The organism is Aerococcus tenax (genome assembly GCF_003286645.3).
GTDB lineage: Bacteria > Bacillota > Bacilli > Lactobacillales > Aerococcaceae > Aerococcus > Aerococcus tenax.
In genome coordinates this window covers 1,264,399-1,289,729 of the sequence record NZ_CP127382.2, presented here as the reverse complement: position 1 = coordinate 1,289,729, position 25,331 = coordinate 1,264,399, and the positions used below count along the sequence as shown (strand labels likewise).

28 protein-coding genes and 1 tRNA gene are annotated in these 25,331 nt (G+C 44.7%); 19 read left to right on the top strand and 10 right to left on the bottom strand.

Translation table 11 applies throughout. The annotated features are described in order from the left end of the window. Positions 1 to 67: 67 nt before the first annotated feature. The 9 genes from DBT50_RS06090 to DBT50_RS06050 are packed head-to-tail and all read right to left on the bottom strand — an operon-like array spanning position 68 to position 8,660. On the bottom strand, positions 68 to 724 hold the full coding sequence (locus tag DBT50_RS06090; RefSeq protein WP_070559838.1) for a V-type ATP synthase subunit D: 657 nt from the start codon (positions 722 to 724) through the stop codon (positions 68 to 70). After that, the gene (locus DBT50_RS06085; protein ID WP_064292165.1) at positions 724 to 2,157 is read right to left on the bottom strand and encodes a V-type ATP synthase subunit B; all 1,434 of its coding nucleotides are present in this window, start codon (positions 2,155 to 2,157) and stop codon (positions 724 to 726) included. The genes DBT50_RS06090 and DBT50_RS06085 overlap by 1 nt, the downstream gene beginning before the upstream one ends. A 12-nt stretch (positions 2,158 to 2,169) precedes the next feature. Beyond that, a complete protein-coding gene (locus DBT50_RS06080) occupies positions 2,170 to 3,933 on the bottom strand; it encodes a V-type ATP synthase subunit A (RefSeq protein ID WP_070559842.1) in 1,764 nt (587 codons plus the stop codon). A 3-nt stretch (positions 3,934 to 3,936) separates the two neighbouring features. Further along, positions 3,937 to 4,515, bottom strand: coding sequence for a hypothetical protein (locus tag DBT50_RS06075; RefSeq protein ID WP_070559844.1), 579 nt, complete (start codon positions 4,513 to 4,515; stop codon positions 3,937 to 3,939). Positions 4,516 to 4,529: 14 nt separating this feature from the next. Next, on the bottom strand, positions 4,530 to 4,838 hold the full coding sequence (locus tag DBT50_RS06070; protein ID WP_070559846.1) for a V-type ATP synthase subunit F: 309 nt from the start codon (positions 4,836 to 4,838) through the stop codon (positions 4,530 to 4,532). After that, positions 4,838 to 5,284 carry an ATP synthase subunit C gene (locus DBT50_RS06065; protein WP_083300499.1) on the bottom strand — a complete coding sequence of 149 codons (447 nt, stop codon included), beginning with the start codon at positions 5,282 to 5,284 and terminating at the stop codon, positions 4,838 to 4,840. Before DBT50_RS06065 ends, DBT50_RS06070 begins: the two co-directional genes overlap by 1 nt. Before the next feature lie 52 nt (positions 5,285 to 5,336). After that, entirely contained in the window at positions 5,337 to 7,286 is a 1,950-nt protein-coding gene (locus DBT50_RS06060; protein ID WP_070559848.1) for a V-type ATP synthase subunit I, read from the bottom strand. A gap of 14 nt (positions 7,287 to 7,300) precedes the next feature. Next, positions 7,301 to 8,338: a V-type ATPase subunit gene (locus DBT50_RS06055; protein WP_070559849.1), complete on the bottom strand. Its 1,038-nt coding sequence runs from the start codon at positions 8,336 to 8,338 to the stop codon at positions 7,301 to 7,303. Next, positions 8,331 to 8,660, bottom strand: coding sequence for a hypothetical protein (locus DBT50_RS06050; RefSeq protein WP_070559851.1), 330 nt, complete (start codon positions 8,658 to 8,660; stop codon positions 8,331 to 8,333). Before DBT50_RS06050 ends, DBT50_RS06055 begins: the two co-directional genes overlap by 8 nt. Before the next feature lie 344 nt (positions 8,661 to 9,004). Here DBT50_RS06050 and comGA point away from each other — a divergent pair, with 344 nt between their 5' ends. The 19 genes from comGA to hflX all read left to right on the top strand — a co-directional run bounded on the left by comGA (position 9,005) and on the right by hflX (position 24,839). Then, complete coding sequence (gene comGA, locus DBT50_RS06045) at positions 9,005 to 10,009, top strand: competence type IV pilus ATPase ComGA (RefSeq protein WP_070559853.1); 1,005 nt, start codon at positions 9,005 to 9,007, stop codon at positions 10,007 to 10,009. After that, the gene (gene comGB / locus DBT50_RS06040; RefSeq protein ID WP_070559855.1) at positions 9,954 to 11,039 is read left to right on the top strand and encodes a competence type IV pilus assembly protein ComGB; all 1,086 of its coding nucleotides are present in this window, start codon (positions 9,954 to 9,956) and stop codon (positions 11,037 to 11,039) included. Before comGA ends, comGB begins: the two co-directional genes overlap by 56 nt. Beyond that, positions 11,036 to 11,359: a competence type IV pilus major pilin ComGC gene (gene comGC, locus DBT50_RS06035; protein WP_224783829.1), complete on the top strand. Its 324-nt coding sequence runs from the start codon at positions 11,036 to 11,038 to the stop codon at positions 11,357 to 11,359. The genes comGB and comGC overlap by 4 nt, the downstream gene beginning before the upstream one ends. Positions 11,360 to 11,361: 2 nt before the next feature. Beyond that, on the top strand, positions 11,362 to 11,814 hold the full coding sequence (locus DBT50_RS06030) for a type II secretion system protein (protein ID WP_070559857.1): 453 nt from the start codon (positions 11,362 to 11,364) through the stop codon (positions 11,812 to 11,814). After that, on the top strand, positions 11,789 to 12,091 hold the full coding sequence (locus DBT50_RS06025) for a hypothetical protein (protein ID WP_111861681.1): 303 nt from the start codon (positions 11,789 to 11,791) through the stop codon (positions 12,089 to 12,091). The genes DBT50_RS06030 and DBT50_RS06025 overlap by 26 nt, the downstream gene beginning before the upstream one ends. Beyond that, the gene (gene comGF / locus DBT50_RS06020) at positions 12,060 to 12,539 is read left to right on the top strand and encodes a competence type IV pilus minor pilin ComGF (protein WP_181566062.1); all 480 of its coding nucleotides are present in this window, start codon (positions 12,060 to 12,062) and stop codon (positions 12,537 to 12,539) included. Before DBT50_RS06025 ends, comGF begins: the two co-directional genes overlap by 32 nt. Further along, positions 12,526 to 13,476 (top strand): hypothetical protein, encoded by a 951-nt coding sequence (locus tag DBT50_RS06015; protein ID WP_111853089.1) that lies wholly within the window; start codon positions 12,526 to 12,528, stop codon positions 13,474 to 13,476. The genes comGF and DBT50_RS06015 overlap by 14 nt, the downstream gene beginning before the upstream one ends. A gap of 260 nt (positions 13,477 to 13,736) precedes the next feature. Then, positions 13,737 to 14,816, top strand: a complete 1,080-nt coding sequence (locus tag DBT50_RS06010; RefSeq protein WP_111853090.1) for a M24 family metallopeptidase — start codon at positions 13,737 to 13,739, stop codon at positions 14,814 to 14,816. Between the two features lie 77 nt (positions 14,817 to 14,893). Next, positions 14,894 to 15,451 carry an elongation factor P gene (gene efp, locus DBT50_RS06005; RefSeq protein WP_013668769.1) on the top strand — a complete coding sequence of 186 codons (558 nt, stop codon included), beginning with the start codon at positions 14,894 to 14,896 and terminating at the stop codon, positions 15,449 to 15,451. Positions 15,452 to 15,546: 95 nt separating this feature from the next. Continuing rightward, complete coding sequence (locus DBT50_RS06000; RefSeq protein ID WP_181566063.1) at positions 15,547 to 15,918, top strand: Asp23/Gls24 family envelope stress response protein; 372 nt, start codon at positions 15,547 to 15,549, stop codon at positions 15,916 to 15,918. Positions 15,919 to 15,931: 13 nt separating this feature from the next. After that, the gene (nusB, locus tag DBT50_RS05995) at positions 15,932 to 16,516 is read left to right on the top strand and encodes a transcription antitermination factor NusB (RefSeq protein ID WP_111853092.1); all 585 of its coding nucleotides are present in this window, start codon (positions 15,932 to 15,934) and stop codon (positions 16,514 to 16,516) included. 226 nt (positions 16,517 to 16,742) lie between these two features. Beyond that, a complete protein-coding gene (locus tag DBT50_RS05990) occupies positions 16,743 to 17,594 on the top strand; it encodes a bifunctional 5,10-methylenetetrahydrofolate dehydrogenase/5,10-methenyltetrahydrofolate cyclohydrolase (RefSeq protein WP_111853093.1) in 852 nt (283 codons plus the stop codon). Next, positions 17,587 to 18,972: an exodeoxyribonuclease VII large subunit gene (gene xseA / locus DBT50_RS05985; RefSeq protein ID WP_111853094.1), complete on the top strand. Its 1,386-nt coding sequence runs from the start codon at positions 17,587 to 17,589 to the stop codon at positions 18,970 to 18,972. Before DBT50_RS05990 ends, xseA begins: the two co-directional genes overlap by 8 nt. Then, a complete protein-coding gene (locus DBT50_RS05980) occupies positions 18,965 to 19,210 on the top strand; it encodes an exodeoxyribonuclease VII small subunit (protein ID WP_111853095.1) in 246 nt (81 codons plus the stop codon). Before xseA ends, DBT50_RS05980 begins: the two co-directional genes overlap by 8 nt. Next, positions 19,210 to 20,109 carry a polyprenyl synthetase family protein gene (locus tag DBT50_RS05975; RefSeq protein WP_111853096.1) on the top strand — a complete coding sequence of 300 codons (900 nt, stop codon included), beginning with the start codon at positions 19,210 to 19,212 and terminating at the stop codon, positions 20,107 to 20,109. The genes DBT50_RS05980 and DBT50_RS05975 overlap by 1 nt, the downstream gene beginning before the upstream one ends. 2 nt (positions 20,110 to 20,111) lie before the next feature. Beyond that, on the top strand, positions 20,112 to 20,930 hold the full coding sequence (locus DBT50_RS05970) for a TlyA family RNA methyltransferase (RefSeq protein WP_111853097.1): 819 nt from the start codon (positions 20,112 to 20,114) through the stop codon (positions 20,928 to 20,930). Positions 20,931 to 20,945: 15 nt separating this feature from the next. Next, positions 20,946 to 22,652 carry a DNA repair protein RecN gene (gene recN / locus DBT50_RS05965; protein ID WP_111853098.1) on the top strand — a complete coding sequence of 569 codons (1,707 nt, stop codon included), beginning with the start codon at positions 20,946 to 20,948 and terminating at the stop codon, positions 22,650 to 22,652. Next, positions 22,649 to 23,587, top strand: coding sequence for a tRNA (adenosine(37)-N6)-dimethylallyltransferase MiaA (gene miaA, locus DBT50_RS05960; RefSeq protein WP_111853099.1), 939 nt, complete (start codon positions 22,649 to 22,651; stop codon positions 23,585 to 23,587). The genes recN and miaA overlap by 4 nt, the downstream gene beginning before the upstream one ends. A 19-nt stretch (positions 23,588 to 23,606) precedes the next feature. Next, on the top strand, positions 23,607 to 24,839 hold the full coding sequence (gene hflX, locus DBT50_RS05955) for a GTPase HflX (protein ID WP_111853100.1): 1,233 nt from the start codon (positions 23,607 to 23,609) through the stop codon (positions 24,837 to 24,839). Positions 24,840 to 25,155: 316 nt separating this feature from the next. On the opposite strand, the gene DBT50_RS05950 is transcribed toward hflX, so the two are convergent. Further along, positions 25,156 to 25,229, bottom strand: a tRNA-Arg gene (locus tag DBT50_RS05950). Between the last annotated feature and the right edge of the window lie 102 nt (positions 25,230 to 25,331).

Here is a 25,331-nt window from a genome sequence, read left to right as displayed (position 1 = left end):
ATAAGCTATTATGTATAAAAAAGAAGCCTAGGCAAATCCTAGACTTCTTTTTGGCTATTGTCGCACTCTATGCTTCAGAGCGCATGCGTTCTTTTTGGGCTTCATCCTTGGCAGTAAGGATGCGTTTAACCACTTTAAGGCGGGTGAATTCTTCTCTTTCCTTTTCTTCAAGGGCTGAGGAGATGTCTCTTTGAGCGTCTTGCAATTGCGGAATGGTAATATTCTTCAAGGCATTGACCCGTTTTTGGGTTTTTTGGATATTTGAGGCTAGCCGGTAAGCCGCGTTCTCTACTTGGGCCAGTTGCATCTCTAAGTCCTTAACTGTTTCAAAGGCAATCCGGGCTTCATCCATTTTTGTGGTGGTTTGAGAGAAGGAATAGGCCGGTTGCATGGCCTCAGCTTGGTAGTCGACCTCAGGCACCTCACTGCCCATCACGCTACGAACTTTGAGGCTAAGACTATCGGATTGGGGCACATCTTGGGCCCAGTCCGCAATGGTATGTAAACCAATCTCTCTCTGGGCTTCAAAGAGGCACTCATAGGCCTTTTGATAGGCTTCCTTTAATTGCTCTTGGACTTTCTTAGCCTTTTGCACCAGGGACATAATTTCATTCATTAAAATCATCCGTTTACGGTCCATTAATTCGTGGCCGTTCTTGGATAAGCGCAAGGTTTTTTCAACCTGCATGAGATTCCCCTTGGTGGGGGTGTGGTTGACTTCCATTAGTCCTCACCGTCCTGCTTACTATCCTTATCTAGGGCATCTTTTTTGTAAGAATAAGTGGTATCTTCATAATATTTGTCGAGTAATTGACTATCCATCCGGTTTAACTCGGTCCGTGGGAAGCTACGGAGTAGGTCCCATCCTAAGTTCAAGGTATCGGTAATTGTCCGGTTCTCATCTTGCTTTTGCCCAATAAATTCTTGTTCAAAGGCTTCCCCGAAGGCTAAGTATTTCTTATCTAAGTCAGAAAGTTCTTCTTCCCCGATAACCGATGCTAGCGAACGGGCATCAATGGCTTGGGAGTAAGCGGCGAAGAGTTGATTAGATACCGCGTCATGGTCCTCACGGGTGTAGCCGTCCCCAATCCCGTCCTTCATTAAACGTGACAGGGAAGGGAGAGGATTAATTGGTGGGTAGATATTCTTCCCTTCAATACTCCGGTCCAATACCACCTGGCCTTCAGTAATATAACCAGTAAGGTCAGGAATCGGGTGGGTGATGTCATCGTTAGGCATGGTTAGAATTGGAATTTGAGTTACAGAACCTTGCCGTCCTTTAACAATTCCTGCCCGTTCATAGATGGTAGCTAGCTCGGAATAGAGGTAGCCAGGATAACCTTTACGGGAAGGAATTTCTTGTTTAGCGTTAGAAACTTCACGTAAAGCTTCACAGAAGGAAGTCATATCGGTCAAAATAACCAAGACATGCTTACCTAAATCATAGGCTAAGTATTCGGCGGTAGTGAGGGCCATCCGTGGGGTAATCAAACGTTCCATCACGGGGTCGTCAGCAGTATTGACGAACATGGTCACGTGTTCCATGGCGCCACTTTCTTCAAAGGATCGCTTAAAGAAGTCGGCCACATCGTGTTTAACCCCCATGGCTGCAAAGACGACCGCAAATTCGCCGTCTACGCCGTCACCGAGTTTGGCTTGTTTAGCAATTTGAGCAGCCAGTTGGTTATGGGGCATCCCATCACCGGAGAAGATTGGTAGCTTTTGCCCGCGAATCAGGGTAGTTAAGCCGTCAATAGCGGAAAAACCGGTTTCGATATAGTCACGCGGGTAGATCCGTGAGACCGGGTTGAGGGGCGCTCCATTGACATCACGGCTCACTTCAGCGTGGATAGCGCCTAAGCCATCGATCGGTTGACCGATCCCGTTAAAGGTCCGTCCTAAGATATCAGGACCTAGGCCTAATTCCATCCCCTTACCGGTAAAGTGGGTATGGGTATTATCCAAGGACATTCCAGTAGTCGAGTCAAAAACCTGTATCAGGGCATGTTCGCCTTCAATTGTGATAATTTGACCCACTTTTTGGTCAGAACGGTTAGTTCGGAAGCGGACAATGTCACCATAGGCCGCCCCCCTAACTCCGTCGACCACGACAAGAGGGCCTTCAATCGAACTTAATCCTAAATATTCAATTGCCATTTATTTTCCCCCTTATCCATTTTCTTGCATTGCTTTTTCATAGAAGCGATCGATATCTTCATAATAATGATCAAAAGCTTCTAAGTCATCATTTGGCACATCAAACTTCATAGTAATTAATTGGTTAAAGATATCAGCCTTAGCGATATAAGACATTGGCATCCCCCATTGGACCAATTGTTGGCAGCGGGAATGTAGATAGAGAATCACATCTAACATCTTGGCTTGCTTAGCAATCGGTACCGCTTGGTCAATTTCGTGGAAGGTGTTTTGTTGTAAGAAACCTAAACGAATAATTCGTGCGGTTTGAAGGGTCAATTTTTGCGAATCAGGTAAGATATCTGAACCAATTAATTTTACGATTTCATTTAATTCATCTTCTTCGTGGAGTAGGGCCATCATTTGTGAGCGGTTCTCCACGAATTCTTCGGAAACTTGTTTATTATACCAAGCCGTTAAGTCATCCACGTATTGAGAATAGGAATTCATCCAGTTAATGGCTGGGTAGTGACGGGCATGGGCCAGGTTGGCATCCAGTCCCCAGAAACAACGGACAAAACGCTTGGTGTTTTGGGTCACGGGTTCAGAGAAGTCCCCACCTTGAGGGGAAACCGCCCCGATAATTGACACTGAACCATTGTCGTGGTTGAGGGTTTCCATGTCGCCGGCTCTTTCATAGAAGGTTGCAATCCGACTAGCCAGGTAGGCTGGATAACCTTCTTCAGCTGGCATTTCTTCCAAACGGCCCGATAATTCACGTAAAGCTTCCGCCCAACGGGAAGTGGAGTCGGCCATAATGGCTACATCATAACCCATATCCCGATAATATTCAGCAATGGTTAAGCCGGTATATATGGAAGCTTCCCGTGCTGCCACTGGCATATTGGAAGTGTTAGCGATTAAGACGGTCCGTTCCATTAATGGGGCGTTAGAACGCGGGTCAATCAGTTTGGAGAAATCTTCCAAGACTTCCGTCATTTCATTGCCACGTTCCCCGCAACCAATGTAGACAATGACATCGGCATCGGCAAACTTAGCGATTTGGTGTTGCATGGTGGTTTTCCCAGTGCCGAAACCACCTGGAATGGCCGCTGTCCCGCCCTTAGCAATCGGGAAGACGGTATCAATAATCCGTTGCCCAGTGAGCAGTGGGGTAGTACTTTCTAGCCGCTTCGCCACAGGACGTGGGGTACGGATAGGCCATTTTTGATAGGCCTTGACTTGGTATTCCTCACCATTAAATTGGCGGATAGTAGCTAGGGTCTCTTCAATGGTATAGGATCCAGGAGCCACTACATCAACCACTTCACCGACCACAGAATTAGGCACCATAATTTTATGTTTAATGGCTTGGGTTTCTTGCACTTCAGCAATAACGTCACCGGCTGATACTTGGTCACCGACTTGAACGGTTGGGGTGATTTGCCATGCTTTTTGGCGGTCGAGCGAGTCGACATTGACCCCTCTTTTAATATAGAAACCACTGGATTCAGCGATATCTTCTAGGGGCCGTTCAATCCCATCGTAGATATTATTCAAGAGGCCAGGACCCAGCTCAACCGTCATGGCTGAGCCACTCCCGTAAATGGGTTCACCTGGTTTTAAGCCGGCGGTCTCTTCGTAGACTTGGATGGTGGTTTTGGCTTGGTCGATACGAATCACTTCGCCAACTAAGCGACTCTTACCGACATGGACCAATTCTTGCATGGAAAAATCAGTATTGCCCTTGACGGTAACAATGGGGCCATTAATGGCATAAATTGTATTTTCTCCCATCGATTAATCAGCCTCCTTAATGACAAAGTTTTCTTTGAGGCGGTCAAGAAAGGTTAAGAAAGAGTAGTCTACTAAGATTTGACGCTCTCTTAATACCGCCCGGATGCCGCCCATGAAGGGACGGTCAGAGATAATGATAGGGTGGGAAGCATAACTTTCTAATTGACTTCTTAAATGACTATCATTTTCATCGATGTAGAGGTCGTATTTTTCACGACCTGCGTAGGCTTGAATATTCTTCAGCATTTTTTTCAATTGTTCAATATAAGCTTCACTCTCTTGATAGCTTTCGATTTGCTTGGTGAAGGTTTTGAAGAGAGTTAGTTTCATGTTCTCTTCGGTTAAGAACAATTCTCGTTGTTGGTTGATTTGAATTTGAGAAATGGCCTTATTATTTTCCTTGCGTAAGGCTTCTTTTTCGTTAACTAAACGGTGAGCAAAGGTTTCATCGGTTTGCTCTTGAAATTTTTGGTAATCGTCTTCTAGAGTTTGCCGATATTGGTTAATTTGTTGGTCAATTTCAGATTGGCTTTGTTGGGTCACTTGATCCTTAAAATAAGCCATTTTTTCTTCAAGTTTCATACTAGGCTCCTCTCCTAAATGGATATCCCAATGGCACGCTGGATGGTGTCAGCGATTGAGGATTGTTCGGATGCATATTCATTGGGGCCTAACATCTCTACAATCAGAGGTGTTGAGCGGTTGAATCGCACCTCATCGACTAGGTCTTGGTGGTCAGCAATCAGCTGGGGCGAAATCATCAAAACACCAATATCATTTCTTTCCAAGACTGCTTGAAAAGCCTCTTCAAATGAATCGTGGTCCTTGATCAAGACGCCATCAACGCCCACCAGTTTCATCCCGGTTAAGGAATGCACATTATCGCTAATGAGATATTGTTTCATTAAAGTTGACCTAGGATAGAGAAGGAAACAATTAAACCGAAGAGGGAGATACCTTCAGCCAAACCAACAAAGATCAATGAACGACCAAAGATAGATGAATCTTCACTAATAGCACCAAGAGCTGCAGAAGCAGAGTTAGATACGGCAATACCAGCACCCACACAGGATAGACCAGTAGAAAGGGCAGCACCGATAAAACCTAAACCACGGGCTAAGCCGTCACTAGCAGCGCCAGCTTCTTGACCAGCCGCAAAGGCCACTTCTGGGTGGTAGGCAATAATTAAGGCGATCGCAATTCCTGAAACCAGGGCAAAGACATTCCAAGCCAAGGTTTTCTTATAACGTTCTCGACCAGCATGGCCTAAGAAGTAGTAAGCGCCTGGAAGGACAAAAGCAAGGATAAAGGTTAAGGCAATAGTTAATTTAAGCATAGTAGCAATAGACATTTTCATTCTCCTTTTTTTAAAATTAAATTGAATTAAATCGAAAACTTATGAATTATGACTTGGTTGATGACCAGACGCTCTTGAACTCAATCCCGTCGCCCTTGTAGAAGTGACTGAAGAGTTCATAGAATTCTAGCCGTAAGACTTGGATAAAGACAACCAAACCTTCGAATCCAGTGACAAAGAGGTTACCTAAGATAAAGACCAACCAGTTAGGGTTATTACCTTCTAGATTGGCAAACATTAAAACAATCCCCATCATCACGCCGTGGCTGATGGCAAAGGCACCCACCCGGACAAAGGAAATGGTGTTGGAAATAAAGGATAATAAGGTTTCAAAAGCTTCAAAGAAAACGGTGATTAATTGAATCACGATCCCGTCTTCATTGTCGGCTTTTTTCTTTTCAATAAAGTTAATGATTTGTTCCTTAAAACCAATGCAGAGTAGGGAAATAACCATCACGGCAATGATGATGCCTAGGGCAGGTAAGGAATGACCGGTCATGTAGAGGACCAGGGTCAAAACCATTAATCCGTAGAAAATCAAACCCATGAGGCCATTGCGGTCGAAGATGGCTTCTAATTTTTCGCCTTCTTTAAGCCGTAAGACAAAATTCATCAGCATGGTTAAGAGAATTAAGAACATCCCAAAGCAAACTGACACCACGAAGACCGTGTTCAAAGTCCCAAAGAAGGGCACATTGGTCATGGCCTTACTTGGACTCAACCAGATGGGCTCAATAATCTTGTCTTCAATCCCAAACACGGAACCGTATAAGAAACCGAAAAGCATGGATGAAATACCCACTGGCAAGAACATCTTGGCCATAGCGACTTTAGGCAGATGGTAGGACGCTAAGCCCAGTAAAAAGAGTAAGAGCCCGTGGCCCACGTCCCCAAACATGGCCCCAAACATTAAGGAATAGGTTACTGCCACTAAGGGTGTAGGGTCCATCTCTTCATAATTGGGGGTCCCATACATCTTAGTGATCATGCGAAAAGGTTTGGTAAAAAAATTATTCTTCAACTTCGTGGGTGGTTCGATATTATCTTCATCACTATCGTCTTCAATATAGATGGTTACGTTAGGATCATCTTTGACATCGTTGACTAAGGACTTGGCATCATCTTCATCCATCCAGCCGATTAAGAGATAGCGGGTCTCCTTCTTAGCAAATTCGTTACGGGTAATGGCTGCATAACGGCGGACCCCAAAGGCCTTGGATAACTTATGGAGACGTTGTTTAGCTTCCAATAAATTGTCTCTAACAGGTAGGAGGAAGGCTTTAAGCTTGGTTTCTAAATCAGCTTGCATCTTCTTGAGTTTTTGGATTTCGCCTTGGTAACGGCTGAGAATTTCTTTAAAAGTCCCACTTTCTTCAGGCAGGTAAATTCTTTGCCATGCTAGGGAGAAATACAAAGCGTCTACCCGTTGCCGGGCTTCGGCGGGCACAAAGTAAAGGCCATAAACATAGCCGTCTTCGGTTTTAGAAGGAATGAAGATGGAAGGAATCATATTGTCGATATATTTTTTAAACTTGCGATAATTGGCTTCAGTAAAACGACCAAAGCGAAACTTAATCTTTTCCATGGAAAGAATATCGGCTAAGTTATAATCGATTTCGGAAAAAGGCAGGTAGGTGTGGTAGTCAGCCTCTAACTTTTCCAATGATTCATTGACTTCATTTAATTGCCCTTGGACATCGGAGCAATCTTTTTCGACTTCAGTCACTAGACGCTTGATATAGTCAAAGTCTAAGTCGCGACAATCGCCTTCTAATTCTTCTTCTTCATCACTCGTGATTTGTAATAAGTTATCAATCCGATCAGACCAGGGTTGGTAGGGATCAGGACTAGTATAGGGTTTTAAAGTCTGAATTTCTGATAATTCCTTTAGCGTATTTTCTAAATGAATATCATAATGACTTAAGTATTGGTCAGCCATCCGGTCGATATCATCACGTGGACCAGATATGTTGACCATACTCATCTTTGTAATCATCCAAGGAACTCCTTTCAATTATGGAATGGCATAGTAACAGGGGATTGGTAGGCAATGGCTTCGACCTTTTCTTTGAGGAGGTCAGCTTCCAGTTCTTTGAGGCTGAGATAGTCAAAGAGGGGTAAAACCGACTGCGGTAAACTCTTAGCGAAGCGGTGTTCAATGGTCTTTAACCAAGCCTTTTGTTGCTTCAATCCTACGACCTTATTCTCCCCACTCTTGAATAAATCTTGGTAACCCAAATTGGTCAAGAGATTGAAGAAGCTGTTCTTGTCCTGGCTAGCCAGGAGGGCACTGATATTAGCTTCATTGAGATAGCGACCTGGGCTAAAGAGTTGGGAGCGGATAAAGTTCTCATCCACCTTATAGTAGAATTTCAAACGAAAAATGGTCCGGATATTGGCTAAGTCCATCTCTCTACCAAATAACTTCTTAAAGCGGGTCAGGGCCTTATCATTAAGTACCCGACTGGCCTTCTTCCAAACCAAGACCGCACAGTATTGTTCAAAGACGGTACTGATAATGTAATGGTTGTAGTCGTGGTCATGGAAATAATCATGATAATCCTCAAAGAATTTACCGTAATCGGTATCTCTAAAGGTATCAATCGCATCAAGGACCGATGTCTTGGTAATTAGTTCACCGATATGAAAGTGGCGGTGTTTTTCCAAGTAGTCAGTAAAGGGGTTAACGACAAAGGGTACCGATTCTTGGCGTTCCAAGCCTCTGAGCACCTTGGTGATAAATTCACGTTCAAAACGAATCCCATAGACTGACAAGGCCGCCCGTTGTTCGAAACCAGAAAAGCGGTAGAGCTTGAGAAAGTCATAGCGCAAGCCCCGATCAATCAGTTCAATCAAGTTTTCCGCAGTGAGGTCAAGCTTGTTCTGTTCGCTGGGCATCACTTGGTGGTAGGAGGGCAATTGGTCGAGGACCTGGTAGAGGTCTGACAAAGTATAACCTGCTAAGCGGTCATCGATTTCTTCTGGAGTCAAGACGAGGCTCCCTTTCATGGCCCGGACCTTGGTGTTGATAGCGGTATAGTTAGTCATCGCCTGTCACTCCGAGTGCCTGTAATTGATTGAAGAAATCCTTGAGGTAGCTGTCTTGATCATGATCAACGAGCTGTTTGATTTGCTCCATTTGTCGGTTGTAGCTTGCTTGCAAGTCTTGGGTACGTTTCTCGCGTAAGTCTTGGTTACGGGCTTGGACCCTGGCTAATTCTTCGTCATATTTTGCTTGAGCTTGTTTCTTATAATCAGCTTTTTTTTGGTCATAGTCTTGACGCAAGGCTAATTTTTCTTCTTGAACACTCTCAAGATGACGATTGGCATCAACTTCCATATGGTGCAATTGCTCTATGATTTTATCCATCTATTCCACCATCCTTCTTTTTTATTTTATAAGCACAAAGCCAGTTTGAGCTCTGCAATTCATTATAGGACAGAAGGCAATTAAAGTCATTTTTACCCGGGATTAAATCTTGAAAAAACAGTAAAAAGTCGGCATTCGCTGACGATTTTTGCATGGAGAAAAATGATAGCGCTTTAGCTATTTGACATTTTTGGTCTCAGACGGATGAGAGTTCAGCAAACTGATTTTTAGCTTAAAAAGCTGAGAAAATTAAAAATAAAAAGTGAAGAGTTTTGCGGACCAATAAGTAGGCGGTTAACGCCTAAGTCATTCATAGTATTTAATGAAGGAATAGGAGGGATAATTTGCAGGAAGTCACTCAAGAAATACTCAAGGAAGCCTACCAAGCTCGGGTGGATGATATCCATCTCTTGCCAGAAAGGGGCCTTTACCAAGTCTATTTTCGCCAAGAGGGAATCCTAAAGCCGGTGCGCCAGTTTGACTTAGACTTTGGAAGCCGTTGGATTCGCTATTTGAAGTATATTAGTCATTTAGATGTGGGCGAGCAACGTTTACCTCAAGAAGGGGCCTTGATCTATCAATTAGACCAAGGAGACATTGAACTCAGGCTGTCCACCTTAGCCAACTACCTTATGCAGGAATCCTTGGTGATCCGTCTGCTCTATGACCAAAGTCAGTGGCATTACAGTGAGCGAGAGGCTAAAGACTTAGTTGAGATGAAGAAATACCTTTATCGAAAAAGTGGACTCATGCTTTTCTCTGGCCCGGTGGCCTCGGGAAAGACGTCAACCATCTATCATCTCTTAAGAGAGGTCTACCAGGAACGCGCCTGCCAGGTGATCACCATGGAGGACCCGGTCGAAATTAAGGAAGCCAACTTTCTACAGATCTCAGTCAACCGCAAGGCAGGATTAACTTATGAACGCTTGATCAAGGCCAGTCTCCGCCACCATCCCGATATTCTCTTGATCGGTGAAATTCGTGATGAAGAAACTGCTCAGATGGTGATGCGGGCAGCCTTAACCGGGCACTTGGTGATTGCCACCATCCATGCCAAGAACTGTATCGGCGTCATTGGCCGTCTCAAGGAATTGGGACTGAGCCAAGAACAACTACTGCAAACGCTCTTGTTTGTAGCTTCTCAGCGCCTCATTCCTGTCAAAGGAGAAGGAGTGTCGCGGCAACTTTTTTGTGAATGGATGAATGCCCGCATGTTGGCCCTCTACCTCACTAAGGGAGAAGTGGCCAGTGACTTTAAGTCTTTAAATAGTAAATTGCAGGAGGCTTATACCCATGGAAAAATCCAAGCCGAACTTTTGGCGGCCTATCAATTGGAAGAAAATTGCTAATTATGAAATTACTTCCTCTTGGAATAAAAGCCTCCAAGCGGAAGTGCTTGCCTATATCGCTGACATGTTAATGGAAGGTTTTCAAATGATTGATATCTTTTCCTTCTTGGCTGCCCTCTATCCCAAGGAGGAAGAGACCTTTAAAGCCATGGAGGCCTTATTAATTGAAGGGCATTTTTTCTATGAAACCACTGGAGAAATGAAACTGGCTAAGGATATTCAATTCCAAATCCAAGTCGCTGAACGCTGGGGTGATTTTGCTCCAGGCCTAAAGACCATCAGTTCCTATCTCAAGGAGAGAGCCCAGCAGCAAGCCACTATCAGGCAAAGCTTACGCTATCCGGTCTTTCTAGTGGTCTTACTTTTAGCCATGCTTCTGGGAATGCGGGGATTTGTCTTACCTCAATTTGACCGCCTCCAAGCCAGTCCTGACTCTGGAGTCCTAGGTTTACTCTTTTGGTGCTTGGAAAACCTCCCCTTACTTTTAGGAATTTTTGTCGTGGCGCTAGTGGTTTTCTATTTGCTTTTTCAACTTTGGAAGCGAAAGGTGGGCCCCTTGGTTCAAGCCCAGACCTTGGTTAAAATTCCAATTTTAGGCAGACTTTTGCGGCTTTATTACACCTATTACTTTGCCTATGAATTTAGCCAGCTCTTCCAGGTGGGCTATTCCATTAAACAGATTATTGATACCTTTAGCCAGCAAGAAGAAGTTCCTTTCCTCTATGACTTTGGCCACTATCTAGCTCATTCTTATGAAGAAGGGCAGGCCATTGTGGGCCAGCTAAGGGCGGTTAATATTTTTACCCGGGAATTTCCCGCCATTGTCCACCAGGGGGAGTTACTGAGTCAATTGGCGCTCAAGATGCGTCTTTACAGTCAGCGCTGTCTGAAGAATTACCAAGACCAGGTCAAACTCCTCATGCGTTGGATTCAGAATGGCTTATTTATCGTGATTGCTCTATTTATCGTAACCATTTATCTGATGTTGATGCTACCCATGTTTAATATGATAGGAGAGATACCAGGATGATGAATGTCTTAAATCATAAAGCGAATCGAATGATGAAAAAATTAGGTGTCCATAAGCAAGAGGGTTTTACCCTTTTAGAAATGATCGTTGTCCTCTTTATTTTAGGCTTACTGATCTTACTCTTTTTACCTAATATCATGAACCAAAGAGACAGTGCCCAGGAAACCGGGGACGAAGCCCTCATACAAACTGTTGAAACCCAGCAGATCCTCTACAAAAATGACCATGATGGTCAAGAGGGGACAATTGACCAATTGGTGGCAGAAGAATACTTAAGCCAAGAGCAAGCAGACCGCTTCAATTCCATATCCGCTGAGTAAGCATGAAGTTTAAGCAAGTACAGGCCAAGGCAGGGATGACCCTCCTGTCCATGGTTTTAACCTTATTTATTGTGGGGGTGATCTTTACGGTAACCATGATTCAAAGCCAAAAGGCCAGTCAAAATTTAGCTGTTGAAACCTGCCTCCAGAAAATCTTGCAGAGCTATGAAGCCTGTCAGAAGGAGGCCATTATCAAGGGCGAATACTACTATCTTTATTTTCTCTCTGACCAGGTACGGATTATGCAGGCCAAGGAGGGACAAGATCCTTATATAAAAGATATTATCCTCTTACCCAAAGGTACCCGAATCCAGTCCTACCAAAAGGTCAGCATCCAACCAGGGACCGGTTATATCCAGCCGCGAACGGTTACCCTACGCTATCCTCAAGGACGTTACATGGTGAAATTTCAGTTAGGAGTGGGCAAGTATGTGGTGGAAAAACGTAAGGAATAAGGCTGGCTTTATGCTGGTCGAAGCCCTAGTTTCTTTATTTTTAATTGCCTCCTTTGTATCATTATTTGTCACTATGATTCCTTTACAGATAGGGCACTTCAACCGCCAGCAAGCAGCCCTTGACCAACAGGAAACCCTGTACGCTGATATTCTAGATAGCGTCGGCCAAGAAAAAACAGAGCAAGTGAATTTTATCCAGGGAACCGCCTATGTTCCCGGTCGAGAAGAAGTGGAGGCAGTCAGTATTGAATTGGAAAGTGTGGAAGACTTGGAATAAGTCGGCCTTTACCTTAATTGAAGCAGTCCTGGCCCTAGCCTTATTCTTTATGATCCAGTCCCTCTTTGTCCTGGTGGTCGAAGTGGAGATTAACCACTACCAAGCGGTTAAGGATATCCAGCAAGATGATTGGGGCGTTTTCTTGATGCAGCTGCAAAGAGAAGCCCGCCATAGTCGGCTCAATTGGGCGACCGGCACTCGCTTGAACTACCAACTGGCTAGTGGCCAACGGATTCAGATGGAGTATTACAGTAACCAAGAGTCTTCAATGATCCGCCGCCTGGTCTCAGGTCGGGGCCACCAACCCTATTTGATGGGGGTGGAATGGGTAAAGTTCACCATGGTCAACTCCCACCAGGTGAGGGTAAATTGCCGCTTGGCTGATCAAAAGGAATACCAAGCACTGATTTCCTTTAGAGAGGAGGCTAGGGAAAGTGAAAGCGATTAAGGATAAGTCGGGCTCCATCCTTTTTTATTCTCTCTCCCTGCTCTTTATCTTAAGTTTGTTGTCGCTAGCCAGTCTCAAGCTCTACCAAGTTAATATCACCAATATGCGGACAGTGGCGGAAGGGTACCTGGTCCATAGCTTGGCAGAAATGGCCTACCAACATGAATACTTGAAAATTGAAGACCAGGTAGAAAGTGAAATGGAAGCCAAGTATGAAGACCGCCTCGCTATAGAAGAGAAAAGGATCGAAAAAGCGATCCAAGATAAGGAGGAAGCTGCCCAGCAAAAAGAGCGCGAAGAACAAGAAGCAGGTCTAAAGCGAGATAAGGAAAAGCAGAATCAAGAGCGAGACGCTTATGAACCAATTCCTTCATTAAATAAGGAGTATTTTGCAGCCATAATCGATCAAGGACAATTGGATACTTCTGATCCCGACCAAGTCTATCTTATCCAAGTCAATACCGATACTGACTCTGAAGAAGTCTTAGTTAATGGACCTGGTTTAGAGGAAATGCTGGAAAATGAGGATGAGGAGACAGAAATCTTACTCGTTAATGTCTATCCAAACTATGATCAGGCTCAAGAAGACCTGTCCGCTAGAAAAGCAGCGGAAGAAACTTCCAGGGAGGAAGCCGATTTAGAGGAGGAAGATTTAGCTGAGGAGCTTTCTCCTGAAGAGAGAGAGTCTCAAGAAGAGGCTAGACAAAAAAGAATGAATGATGCCAAAGAAAAAGAGCTCAAGCAAGTCAAAGCCAAACTCAAAGACCAGCAGGATAAGGAGGTCCGCCAGCAGATTAAAGATCAACGAGCAAAGCTAAAGCTCAATAAACGCTTTTACTTTAACCTCGGCCAAGTTGACTACTACACCCAAAATGACCAGCAACTATGTCGTGTCACCATCTATGCCAGTGATACTGTTTATGACCTAAATTTTTAAGAAGAGAGTGCGACAGTCACATCAAAGGGCGAAATCGCTGGAGAGAATTTTAATTAGACAATTTCTATTTTATAGAAGGTTGTGGTTATATCCACAGCCTTTTTCTATGGAGATCATTAGACATAAACATTTTTGCCCAAAATAGTCAATCAACCTAAGAAAGAGGCATCAAATAAAGTTTATAAAATATTTTTCCCAACTTGTGGTAGAATGGAGTGTACGATTTACATTACTTACTCAGTAAATAAGGAGGAACTATTGTGAAAGAACGTATCAAAAAGCTCCAAGCGAGTTTGCAAGAAGAAAGTTTGGGCGCTTATTTAGTGACCGATTCCTATAATTTGCGCTACATGACTGGCTTTACTGGGACAAGTGGACTAGCCTTAGTAACAACCAAGAACGCTTACTTTATTACCGATTTTCGTTACACCGAGCAAGCGAAACTCCAGTGCCAAGGTTATGAGGTCATTGAAGCAGGTGGTTCTGCCTCACATTCTTCCCCCTTGCGTCTGATCCAAGAACTACTCCAAGAAAATGGGGTTAGTCAACTCGGTTATGAAGAACAACATGTGACAGTCGCGCAATTTGACGACTTTGAAAATGTTTTAGAAGTGCAATTGGTGCCTGCTTCCGGGATGATTGAAGTCCTCCGTCAAGTCAAAGACGCTGATGAAATTGACAAGATCAAAAAAGCCTGTGAAATTACTGATAAGGCCTTCGAGTATATCCTGGGCTACATTAAACCGGGGATCAGTGAAATTGATATTGCCAACACCCTGGACTTTAAGATGCGCGAATTCGGTGCTAGTGGGATTTCCTTCGATACCATCGTGGCTTCTGGTAAACGCTCAGCCATGCCTCATGGGGTTGCTACGGATAAATTAATCGCCAACCATGAGTTAATTACCATTGACTTTGGTTGCTACTATCAAGGCTATTGTTCTGACATGACTCGGACCGTAGCCGTGGGACAAGTGGATTCTACCCTAGAGAAGATCTATCAAATTGTCTATGATGCTAACCGCATGGTCCAAGAAGCCCTCAAACCTGGCATGACTGGTCAAGAGTTGGATGCTATTGCTCGTGACTACATCGAAGGCCAAGGCTATGGTAAAAACTTTGGCCACTCACTAGGCCACAGTATCGGTCTGGAAGTCCACGAAGCCCCAATGGCTGGACCAAACAGTAAAAATGTACTCAAGGCCGACCAATTTATTACTGATGAACCAGGAATTTACCTGGAAAACCTAGGTGGTGTCCGGATTGAAGATGACTTACTCATCCATGAAGATGGCAACGAATACATCACCAAATCCCCACGTGAATTGATTGTTTTGTAAAATATCAAGCTAGTTAGGGAAAAATTAGCGCGTCTATGCTAAAATAGAAATGATTTCAAGAAAAAAGGAGATAAAGAATGATAACAACAAATGACTTTAAAAATGGCTTAACCATCCAAGACGGCGGCAACTTATATCGGATTATTGAATTCCAACACGTTAAACCAGGTAAGGGGAGTGCCTTTGTTCGTTCTAAATTAAGAAACCTACGTTCAGGTGCCGTAACCGATAAGACCTGGCGTGCAGGGGAAAAAGTGGAAACTGCCCACATTGATTCCCAAGAAATGCAATACCTATATGCAGCTGGGGACTCCCATGTCTTCATGGATACCACTACCTTCGAACAAATCGAAATTCCAACTGAAAAAATTGAAAACGAATTAAAATACTTATTAGAAAACATGATCGTTTCAGTGGTTTCATTTGAAGGGGAAGTCATTGGTCTAGAAGTTCCTAACACCGTAGAACTCGAAGTAGCCGAAACTGAACCATCAATCAAAGGCAACACCGCATCAGGCGGAAGCAAACCAGCTACTATGGAAACCGGCCTAGTCGTTAACGTGCCATTCTTTGTTAACAAGGGTGATAAATTAGTCATCAACACCAACGACGGCGAATACATTTCCCGGGCTTAGTTTCTAGTTGACTTACCAAGTGGCCGTCAGTTAATGGATGAAAAAATCCTTTTGTCTATCTCATAAAGAATGATGTCATGAAGAGAGGCGATAATATGACAACATCAACAGCACAAGAAGTCCTTTCCCATGAAGTGGATGCTAAGGGAAGTATCAACATAGCTCCAGAAGTGATTGAAACCATAGCCCGCATTGCTTGTGAGCATATCGAAGGTGCGCTACCGATCAATGAATACCAAGGCTCATTTCAAGCTTTCTTTTCAAAAGCCAACAGTGTCAGACTCTATAATGATGAGTCCGGCCAAGTAGTGGTTGAAATGGCAGTCGTCAGTGAGTATGGTCGCGACATTCCTAAAACCATGCTGGCTTTACAAAAACATGTCAAAGAAACGATCTATGAAATGACAGATATTCTGGTAGACCGGGTCAATGTTGTGGTTTGCGATCTCGCCATTTGGGAACAATAGTTAGGTGGCAATAATGAATTTAGGATTATCACAAATACGTGAACTAGCGGTACTCACCCTCTACCAAGAGGCTATGGTGCCAGAAAGCACGAAAGAAGAGAGCTTTGCTTACTTATTAGCCAATCTTGACGATCTAGAAGATCAATTGAGCTATGAAGAAATTGATGAAGAACAATTGGGCCAATTGAAGAGTCAAGGCCTCCCCTTGGAGAAGAGCCAAGGGGAAATGAAGGGCAATAAGCGCTTTAAACAAGCGGCTGTCTCAGAAGATGAGGAGCTCAGCTTACCGCCTTATTACCAAGAACTTTTAGATGGTATTGCGTCCCACCAAGCAAGTATTGACCAAGCTATTGAAGACCACATCCAAGGCAAGTGGTCACTCAAACGCTTGGAGGCGATGAACCTGGCTATTTTAAGGGTAGGCGCCTATGAGATTCTTTATGGGAACCATGACCGGGTACCGGGAGTGGTTGCAGTTGATGAGGCGATTCACTTAGCCCGTCGCTATTCCGACGAAGCCTCCCGACGCTTTATCAATGGCGTTCTTTCCAGTATCTTAGCTACAGCCGGAAATAAGCAGTCAGAGGAGAATCACTGATTAAGGTCATTGGTGATTTTATCAAGGCCTCTTGTTAAATAAATATGTGCTTTAATAGTCAGCCCTGACCACCACTGGGTGAACCATAGCAGGTAGTTGTAACTGCCGGCCTGGGTTTGTCCTAGTGGTTCAGGGCTTTTTTGACCTGTTTTCCTGACTTTTGTTTTAGGGAAAATTCTTATATACTTAGTGGTAAGAGAATTTGTAAAGTGAATGGAGCGATAACATGCAAGCATTGCAAGCGAAGACGATTACAGAGCCCCTGAAGGCTGACTTAAGCCAGCGGGTGGCCGCCTTAAAAGACCAGGGCATTCAGCCACGGATGGTGACCTTTCTAGTGGAGAGTGATGATGCCAGTGCTGCCTATGCTAAGGTTAAAGGCCGTCTAGCGGAAAAATTAGGGGTGACCTATGATTTTATCTCCCTAAAAGAAGCCACTTCGACTGAGGAACTGGTCCAAGCCATTAAAGAAAAGAATGCTGACCCTAATGTCCACGGTGTTATGGTGGAAATGCCCCTGCCTAAGCATATCAATGAACAAGCAGTGATTGAAGCCATCGCCCCAGAAAAAGACTTGGATGGCCTCCATCCTCTCAACCTGGGCTATTTATTAAAAGGAACCCCTAAGATGATTCCAAATACAGCCCTCTCAGCCTTGCGTCTAATCGAAGCTTCCGGAATTGAGATTGCGGGTAAGCAAGCCGTAGTTATCGGCCGCAGTAATATTGTTGGTAAGCCCTTGTCCCAATTACTCCTCTCTCGCCACGCTACCGTTACCGTCTGCCATTCCCACACCAAAGATTTAACAGCCATTACCCAAGCAGCCGATATCCTCTGTGTGGCGATCGGTAAGTCCCACTTTATCCAAGCGGATATGGTTAAGGAGGGCGCAGTAGTCATTGACATTGGGACCAACTATGATGAAAAGGGAAAAGTCAGCGGGGATGTGGATTTCGAAGCCTTAGAAAGTAAGGCAGGTTTCCTGACCCCAGTTCCGGGTGGGGTAGGCCCCTTAACCACAACCTTGATCTTTGACCAGTTAATCCGCGCCATAGAAACGAGGGTTATGAATGAATGATGCCCAAGACCAGTATCTCTCGGTCTCGCAATTAACCAAGTACATTAAGGCCAAGTTTGACCGTGACCCCTATATGCAAACGGTCCATTTGGTGGGCGAGGTGTCAGGCTTCCGTAACCGGGGCAAGAATAAGCACCAATATTTTGGTCTCAAGGATGACGACGCTTATATTTCTTCCATTATCTTTCGGGGAACATTTTCCAAACTTAATTTCGACTTAGAAGATGGGATGAAGGTCCAAGTCATCGGCAGACTGAGCCTCTATGAAAAAACGGGCCGCTATTCCATCATTATTGACCATATCCAGCCCGATGGGATCGGTCAATTTTATGTCCGCTTTGAACAATTGAAGCAGAAACTAGGCGAAGAAGGGCTCTTTACTTTTGAAGCTAAGCCCATCCCTAAGTACCCCAAGCGGATTGCGGTCGTAACCTCACCATCGGGGGCAGTCATTCGCGATATTATTACCACCGCTAGACGTCGCTATCCCATTGTCCAGATTGTCCTCTATCCGACCGTGGTCCAAGGCCAACAAGCTGCCAAGAGCATTGTTAAGAACCTGCAAAGAGCTGACCAAAGTGGGGAATACGATACTATTATTATTGGTCGGGGTGGGGGTTCTATTGAAGACTTGTGGTGTTTTAATGAAGAGGAAGTTGTCCGAGCTATTGCTGCTTGTCAAACGCCAGTCATCTCATCCATTGGCCACGAAACTGATACAACCTTGTCGGACTATGTCAGTGACCAGCGGGCGGCTACCCCAACAGCGGCGGCTGAACTGGCAACTCCAGTTCTCAATGACCTAATCTTTACTATTAACGACTATAAGCAGCGGCTGGTTCAAATCCAACTCAACCGTTTGAACTACTTCAAGCACCGCTTAGAGCAAGTCAAGTCATCTTATCTATTCAAGCAACCCGAGAAGATGTATGACGGTTACCGGCTCAAGTTGGCCGACTTAGATAATCGTTTGAATGACCTAGTGTCTAACAAGCTCTACCAAGAGGAACGGCGACTGAGACAGGTCCAATCGGAATTACAAGGTTTGAGTCCTAAACTATTAGTCTTAGAAAACAAGCACAAGTTAGCCAGTCTAGGTGAGTCATTACGCCAAGTCCAAGGGCAACTCCTGGAACGTAAGCAATACCAATTACAGCAATTGGCGGGTAAGTTAGACCTCTTGTCTCCCCTCAAGCGTTTATCGGGCGGCTATGTCTACTTAAGTAAGAACCAGGTACCGGTGGAATCGGTTGACCAAGTGACTATTGGCGATAATGTCCAGCTCAGACTAGCTGATGGTTACTTAAACAGTCAGGTTATTGGATCCAAGAAAGAAGCTCTACAGCCATTACAGAATAAGGAGAATGATGATGAATAGTAAGATTGAGGAACTCAGCTTTGAAGAAGCTTTAAAGGAATTGGAAGGCATTGTCGCTCAACTACAAAACGGCGACATCCCTCTGAAAGAATCCATGGATGCCTTTCAAAGGGGGGTCAAGCTCTCTAATTACTGTAGCCAAAGCTTAGAAAATGCCGAAAAAACCATGGCTAAACTCATGAACGACCAGGATGAATTGGAAGAATTTGAAGTTGCTAAGGGAAATGAGGACCAATAATGGATTTGAAGAGCTTCCGCCAAAGCATTAACAGTGATTTAGAGGCGGCATTAATCGACCACTTAGGTCAGGATAGCCAGGACAGTTTGCTAGCTTCTATGCGCTATTCCTTAGAAAATGGGGGCAAACGCCTCCGTCCTAGCCTCTTATTAGCCACGTTAGCGAGTTTTGGCTATGATTATCACTTAGGTCTGGCGCCAGCCTGTGCGCTGGAATATATCCATACCTATTCCTTGATCCATGACGATTTACCGGCCATGGATAATGATGACTACCGTCGCGGCCAACTCACCAACCATAAGAAGTTTGACGAAGCCACGGCTATCTTAGCGGGGGATGCCTTATTGACCCTAGCCTTTGAAGTCTTAAGCCAAGGGCAAGCAGACATTGATCCTAAGCTCAGTCTCCAACTAGTCCAACTCTTAGCCCAAGCGGCGGGCAAGTCAGGCATGGTAGACGGACAGATTATGGATATGGCTAGTGAAGAAAAGCAGTTAAAAATCGAAGAACTTAAAAACTTACATGCTAAGAAGACCGGTGCCCTGATATACTTTGCCATCATGGCTCCCGCTTTAATTATGAATCTTGACACGGCTGCTAAGGATTCGTTAGCTAGATATGCTAAGCACTTTGGCATTGCCTATCAAATTCAAAACGACCTCCAAGAAGTCATGTGGACGGATGAAGAACGGGGCAAGAAGTCGCACGGGGACCTAGACAGTGATAAGAATACTTATCCTAGTCTCCTCGGTAAAGAGGGGGCTCTTGATGCTTTGGATAATGAACGCCAAGCCTGCCAAGCTGCCCTGGATGATTTAAGCAGTCAATCAGAGGACTTTGATCCTGAATTATTAAGCGACTTTCTCAATTACCTCAGCATGGATTATGGAAAGGGATAGCCATGACAAAAGAACGTGCAGATATTATGGTGGTCCGCCAAGGGCTAGCCGATTCCAGGGAAAAGGCTAAGCGTCTAATCATGGCGGGCAAGATCTATAATGAAAAACAAGAACGAATTGACAAGGCCGGAGAAAAAATTCCCGTCGAATCGGTCCTAGAAAGAAAGGGCCATGAACTGCCCTATGTGTCCCGGGGGGGCTTCAAATTGGAAAAGGCCATCAAGGAATTTGGCCTAGATTTTTCCGGTTTGAATGTCTTGGATATCGGTTCTTCTACCGGAGGCTTTACCGATGTGGCTCTGCAAAACGGAGCAGTCCATTCCTATGCCTTGGATGTGGGAACCAACCAACTGGATTGGAAGATCCGTAATGATGACCGGGTGACCGTGATGGAACAGACCAATTTCCGTTACAGCCAACCGGAAGACTTCACTGAAGGCGTGCCAGATATTGCGGTTATCGATGTTTCCTTCATCTCCTTAAAACTCATCCTGCCGCCCCTTAAAGCCATCCTTAAAGACCAAGGCAAGGTGGTGGCCTTGATTAAACCTCAATTTGAAGCGGGCAAGGATAAGGTAGGCAAGAAAGGCTTAGTCCGGGACGGAAAAATCCATGAAGAAGTTATTGAAATGATCTTCCAAGCAGCAACTGAAATGGGCTACGATGTCTTAGACCTGACCTATTCCCCAATTACTGGCGGAACGGGAAATATCGAGTTTTTAACCTTGCTCCAAAACCACCAAGAAGACCATCAGGGAGAAATTGTCGACTCAGTCAATAGTCAGGAAGTCGTCCAAGCTGCCCACCAACAATTTCACTAGAAAGGAAAAGGGGTCATGTTACAAAATATCGTCATTGAAAATTTTGCCATTATCGACCAAGTGACCATTGACTTTGATGAAGGCATGACGGTCCTCACCGGGGAAACAGGGGCAGGGAAGTCTATCATTATCGATGCTCTCGGGCTCTTAGCTGGTGGCCGGGGGTCAGTCGACTTTATCCGCTATGGAACCAAGGCCTTAAAATTACGGGGGATTTTTTACCTACCTGATTTTTCCCAAGCAGGGCGAGACTTTCTCAAGGACCAAGAGATCCCCTTTGAAGATGATCAATTACTAATTACCCGGACTTTAGACCAAAAGGGGCGTAACACCATCAAGGTGAATGGCGTGCCCTTAACGGTTTCTCTGCTCAAGGAATTGGGCGATTATTTACTGGAAATCCATGGGCAAAATGAACACCAAACCTTACTTGACCCTAAAAACCACTTGGATCTCTTAGACCAATATGCCGGTAAGCGGATTGCCCAAGAGAAGGAAGCCTACGAAAATGACTATCAAAACTACCGCCAGGCTAAAAAAGCCATCAAAGATTTTGCCTTAAATGAGCAAGAAGTGGCCCAACGTCTGGATTTATTGAAGTTTCAGCTTAATGAAATTGAACTGGCCCAATTGGTCGAGGGCGAGGACGATGAATTAACCGAAGAGCGTCAAAAGCTCCAAAGCTATCAAAACATTGTTGCTTCCCTAGGTCAGGCTCTCAATGCTTTGTCAGAAGGGGAAGGCAATGCGGTGGACTTACTGAGTGAGTCTAGCCAGGCTTTAGGACAAATTGAAGACTTGGATAGTGATTATAAGGCTTATTATGAACAAGCCCAATCCGCCTACTACAGTGTCCAGGAACTGGCTTACAGTATCCGCGATAACTTGGACTCTTTATCCTATGATCCTAGACGACTGGACCAGATTGAAGAACGGTTAGCCACGATTGACCAATTGAAGCATAAGTATGGCAAGTCGATTGCTGAAATCTTAGCCTATTATCAAGAGGCCCAAAAGGACTACCAAGACTTACAAGACCGGGAAAACCATCAAGAAAAATTAGAGGCTGACTTTAAGCAGGCTAAACAAGCCATTGCCAAGTCTGCCAAGGCTCTCCATCACAAACGCCTGACAGTGGCAGAAGAATTGGAAGCAGCCATTGAAGAACAGCTGGCCGACTTGTATATGAAGAATACCCGTTTTGCAGTTGACTTTAAACAAAGAAAAAGCTTTGCTGCTTCCGGAGCGGATGAAGTGACCTTCTATATCCAAACCAATCCTGGCGAACCCTTGCGCCCCTTACATAAAATTGCCAGTGGTGGGGAACTCTCGCGGATTATTTTAGCCATTAAGGCCATCTTGCAGGCTAGTCGACCCACTTCTACGGTGGTCTTTGACGAAGTGGATACCGGGGTGAGTGGACGGGTGGCCCAAGCTATTGCTAACAAGATGTTTGAGATTGCCTTATCAGCCCAAGTCCTGTGTATTTCCCACCTGCCCCAAGCGGCTGCTATGGCTGACCAGCAATTACATATCGCTAAAGTTAGTGATGAAGATCAGACCCAAACCCAAGTGAGTCGCTTGAATGAAGAGGAACGGATTGGTGAGATTGGCCATATGACGACTGGTGAAGTCATGACTGAAGCCAGTCGCCGGGCTGCTCAAGACCAGTTGAAACAAGCTCAAGACTATCGTCAACAAAGAAGGCGAGATTATTCATGAAGACTAAGCTAATTTGTATTGGTGGTCCTACCGCCGTAGGTAAAACCGCCCTAAGTATTGAATTGGCCAAGCATTTTCATGGTCAAGTCATTAATGGTGACGCCATGCAAGTTTACCAGGGCTTAGATATCGGTACCGCCAAGGCGACCCTAGATGAGCGACAAGGGATTCCCCATCATTTACTCGATATCAGGTCAGTTGACCAGCCTTATACGGTGGCTGACTTTAAACGGGATGCTGAATCGGCGGTTGAAGAAATCAAAGCGGACCAAGATTTGCCTATTTTAGTTGGGGGAACAGGACTCTATCTTGAGTCTTTTCTCTTTGACCTCTCTTTAGGAGGTCATGTTGAGCCTCGGCCAGACTTTAGACGGCAAATGGAAGCCTTTGCAGCTAATCAGGGTAACCAAGCCCTCCACCAAAAGCTTGAGGACTTAGATCCCCAAGCGGCGGAAAAGATCCATCCCAATAATGTGAAGCGGGTGATCCGCGCCCTAGAGGTAGGAACTTTTTCTGATCAACTCTTCTCCCAAGCCAAGGAAACCCATGACGACCATCACAGCCCCTATGACTATTACTTCATAGGCCTTCACTGCGATCGCCAGCGTTTGTATGAGCGCATTAACTATAGGGTGGACTTGATGGTCGACCAGGGTTTACTTCTGGAAGCCCAGTGGCTCTTAGACCAAGACCTAGATCCTAAAAGCCAAAGCTTACAATCCATCGGCTACAAGGAAGTCTTTCCCTATTTAAGGGGGGAAGAGGACTTAGATACTAGCCTCAACCGGCTGAAACGAAATTCGAGACATTATGCCAAACGGCAGTTGACTTGGCTGAAGAATCGGATGGACCAGGTTCACTGGTATAATTTAGTCGAAAAAGAGGATAGCTTAGCCACTGTAATTAGTGATGTGGCAGCTTTCCTAGAAGAATAGAGAGTGAAAGGAGGTTTCTATGCCAGAAAATGTATTAATAATCGGTTTACAACTCCCACAAACCACTGACCTGCGTTTCACCATGCAAATGGATGAATTAGCAGCCTTAGTAGAAACTGCGGGTGGTCAAGTGGTCAGCCGGCAAAGTCAGAAGCGTGACCAAGAAGATGCCCGTTACCTGATCGGGAGCGGTAAGGTTCGGGAAATCCATGATTTGAGCCAGGAGTTAGACATTGATTTGGTGATTTTCTATCAACAATTGTCGCCTTCACAAAACCGTAACCTGCAAGAGGCTATTGATTGTCCCGTCATTGACCGGGTCCAATTAATCCTAGACATTTTTGCCAGTCGGGCAACGTCTAAGGAAGGGAAGTTGCAGGTGGCCTTGGCCCAGAATGAATACCTCTTACCCCGATTAGCTGGGATGGGGACAGTCTTATCCCGTCTCGGTGGGGGGATTGGTACCCGGGGCCCAGGGGAAACCAAGTTGGAACAAGACCGCCGTGTTCTCCGTAATGAAATTCAAAAAATCCGCCATGAGTTAAAAGAAGTGGAAAAGCAAAGAGAATTAACCCGGGAACGTCGGCAGAAGTCAGGCCTATTTAAAAACGGCCTCTTAGGCTATACTAATGCTGGAAAATCCACCTTGATAAATGCCTTAACTGATGCCCAAACCTACCAGGCTGACCAACTTTTCGCTACCTTAACGCCTTTAACGCGGAAATTTAGTTTACCTAATCATTTTGAAATTACCCTGACAGATACGGTTGGTTTTATCCAAGATCTGCCACCCATGATTATCGATGCTTTTCATTCAACTTTGGAAGAGAGTCGTAATGTGGACTTATTGATGATTGTTGTGGATGCCTCTTCGGCTTTTGCCTTAGAACAGGAGGCTGTGGTCAACCAATTATTGGATGACTTGGATATGCAAGACCTGCCCAAGCTTTATATCTATAATAAGCGTGACCAGGTGGAGTCAGACCAAGAGGTTCTTACGCCGTCTAGTCCTCACCTCTTGATGTCGGCTCAGGACAGCCAAGATATTGAAGCCTTACGTCAGGTAATTATTGACCAGGTGAAGACGATTTATCAACCCTTTGCGGTTCAAGTCGCTCCCCAAGCAGCTAATGAGTGGCTGGGTTATCAAAACCGTTTTTATATTGAAAAATTTGAATTCGATAGGGAAAGCGAATCTTATCAGATTATGGGTTATAAGCCCGACTATCTTCCGCTTCCTAAAACAGAGTAAAAGAACAGGGAGCATCCGTTCTGCTTTTGAAGTTTGGGTCTTGAAAAGCCATGGCACCGGCTCGAGCACGAGGTCTCTCGCCTAGCGAGCTTCAAACGGCTAGTACGGCTGATGCCTACTAGCCGATATTTCACATCGCTTGCTTAGTCATGGCTAAGACCCAACTTTCAAAGCGCCACTACTGCTCAAAGTTAATTACCAAAATGAAATTTTTATTATCATAAGTCTCTTAAAATCAATCTATAGAAAAAAGCTGGTAGAAATTAATCTACCAGCTTTTTAACTTGCTTGAGTGTTTATTTTATGCACTCGTTTATCTCGAGAGCGAGATTCGAACTCGCGACCCACGGTTTAGAAGACCGTTGCTCTATCCAGCTGAGCTACCCCGAGAAGTAACAACTCTTATATTCTACTCAATTCAAGCGGATTTTGTCAAGCTTTTATGCTAATATGATCAAACAAGCCAAAGGAAGTTTTAAAAAAATAAACAGG

Excerpts from the sequence above, each read along its gene's own strand:
- DBT50_RS05970 (WP_111853097.1), top strand. The coding sequence starts at position 20,112 with ATGACAAAAGAACGTGCAGATATTATGGTGGTCCGCCAAGGGCTAGCC.
- DBT50_RS06065 (WP_083300499.1), bottom strand. The coding sequence starts at position 5,284 with ATGTCTATTGCTACTATGCTTAAATTAACTATTGCCTTAACCTTTATC.
- DBT50_RS06085 (WP_064292165.1), bottom strand. The coding sequence starts at position 2,157 with ATGGCAATTGAATATTTAGGATTAAGTTCGATTGAAGGCCCTCTTGTC.
- comGC (WP_224783829.1), top strand. The coding sequence starts at position 11,036 with ATGATGAATGTCTTAAATCATAAAGCGAATCGAATGATGAAAAAATTA.
- DBT50_RS06030 (WP_070559857.1), top strand. The coding sequence starts at position 11,362 with ATGAAGTTTAAGCAAGTACAGGCCAAGGCAGGGATGACCCTCCTGTCC.
- DBT50_RS06060 (WP_070559848.1), bottom strand. The coding sequence starts at position 7,286 with ATGATTACAAAGATGAGTATGGTCAACATATCTGGTCCACGTGATGAT.
- miaA (WP_111853099.1), top strand. The coding sequence starts at position 22,649 with ATGAAGACTAAGCTAATTTGTATTGGTGGTCCTACCGCCGTAGGTAAA.
- DBT50_RS05990 (WP_111853093.1), top strand. The coding sequence starts at position 16,743 with ATGCAAGCATTGCAAGCGAAGACGATTACAGAGCCCCTGAAGGCTGAC.
- DBT50_RS05980 (WP_111853095.1), top strand. The coding sequence starts at position 18,965 with ATGAATAGTAAGATTGAGGAACTCAGCTTTGAAGAAGCTTTAAAGGAA.
- xseA (WP_111853094.1), top strand. The coding sequence starts at position 17,587 with ATGAATGATGCCCAAGACCAGTATCTCTCGGTCTCGCAATTAACCAAG.
- efp (WP_013668769.1), top strand. The coding sequence starts at position 14,894 with ATGATAACAACAAATGACTTTAAAAATGGCTTAACCATCCAAGACGGC.
- DBT50_RS06075 (WP_070559844.1), bottom strand. The coding sequence starts at position 4,515 with ATGAAACTTGAAGAAAAAATGGCTTATTTTAAGGATCAAGTGACCCAA.
- DBT50_RS06090 (WP_070559838.1), bottom strand. The coding sequence starts at position 724 with ATGGAAGTCAACCACACCCCCACCAAGGGGAATCTCATGCAGGTTGAA.
- DBT50_RS06025 (WP_111861681.1), top strand. The coding sequence starts at position 11,789 with ATGTGGTGGAAAAACGTAAGGAATAAGGCTGGCTTTATGCTGGTCGAA.
- recN (WP_111853098.1), top strand. The coding sequence starts at position 20,946 with ATGTTACAAAATATCGTCATTGAAAATTTTGCCATTATCGACCAAGTG.
- nusB (WP_111853092.1), top strand. The coding sequence starts at position 15,932 with ATGAATTTAGGATTATCACAAATACGTGAACTAGCGGTACTCACCCTC.
- comGB (WP_070559855.1), top strand. The coding sequence starts at position 9,954 with ATGGAAAAATCCAAGCCGAACTTTTGGCGGCCTATCAATTGGAAGAAA.
- DBT50_RS06055 (WP_070559849.1), bottom strand. The coding sequence starts at position 8,338 with ATGACTAACTATACCGCTATCAACACCAAGGTCCGGGCCATGAAAGGG.
- DBT50_RS06070 (WP_070559846.1), bottom strand. The coding sequence starts at position 4,838 with ATGAAACAATATCTCATTAGCGATAATGTGCATTCCTTAACCGGGATG.
- DBT50_RS05975 (WP_111853096.1), top strand. The coding sequence starts at position 19,210 with ATGGATTTGAAGAGCTTCCGCCAAAGCATTAACAGTGATTTAGAGGCG.
- DBT50_RS06080 (WP_070559842.1), bottom strand. The coding sequence starts at position 3,933 with ATGGGAGAAAATACAATTTATGCCATTAATGGCCCCATTGTTACCGTC.
- hflX (WP_111853100.1), top strand. The coding sequence starts at position 23,607 with ATGCCAGAAAATGTATTAATAATCGGTTTACAACTCCCACAAACCACT.
- DBT50_RS06050 (WP_070559851.1), bottom strand. The coding sequence starts at position 8,660 with ATGGATAAAATCATAGAGCAATTGCACCATATGGAAGTTGATGCCAAT.
- DBT50_RS06000 (WP_181566063.1), top strand. The coding sequence starts at position 15,547 with ATGACAACATCAACAGCACAAGAAGTCCTTTCCCATGAAGTGGATGCT.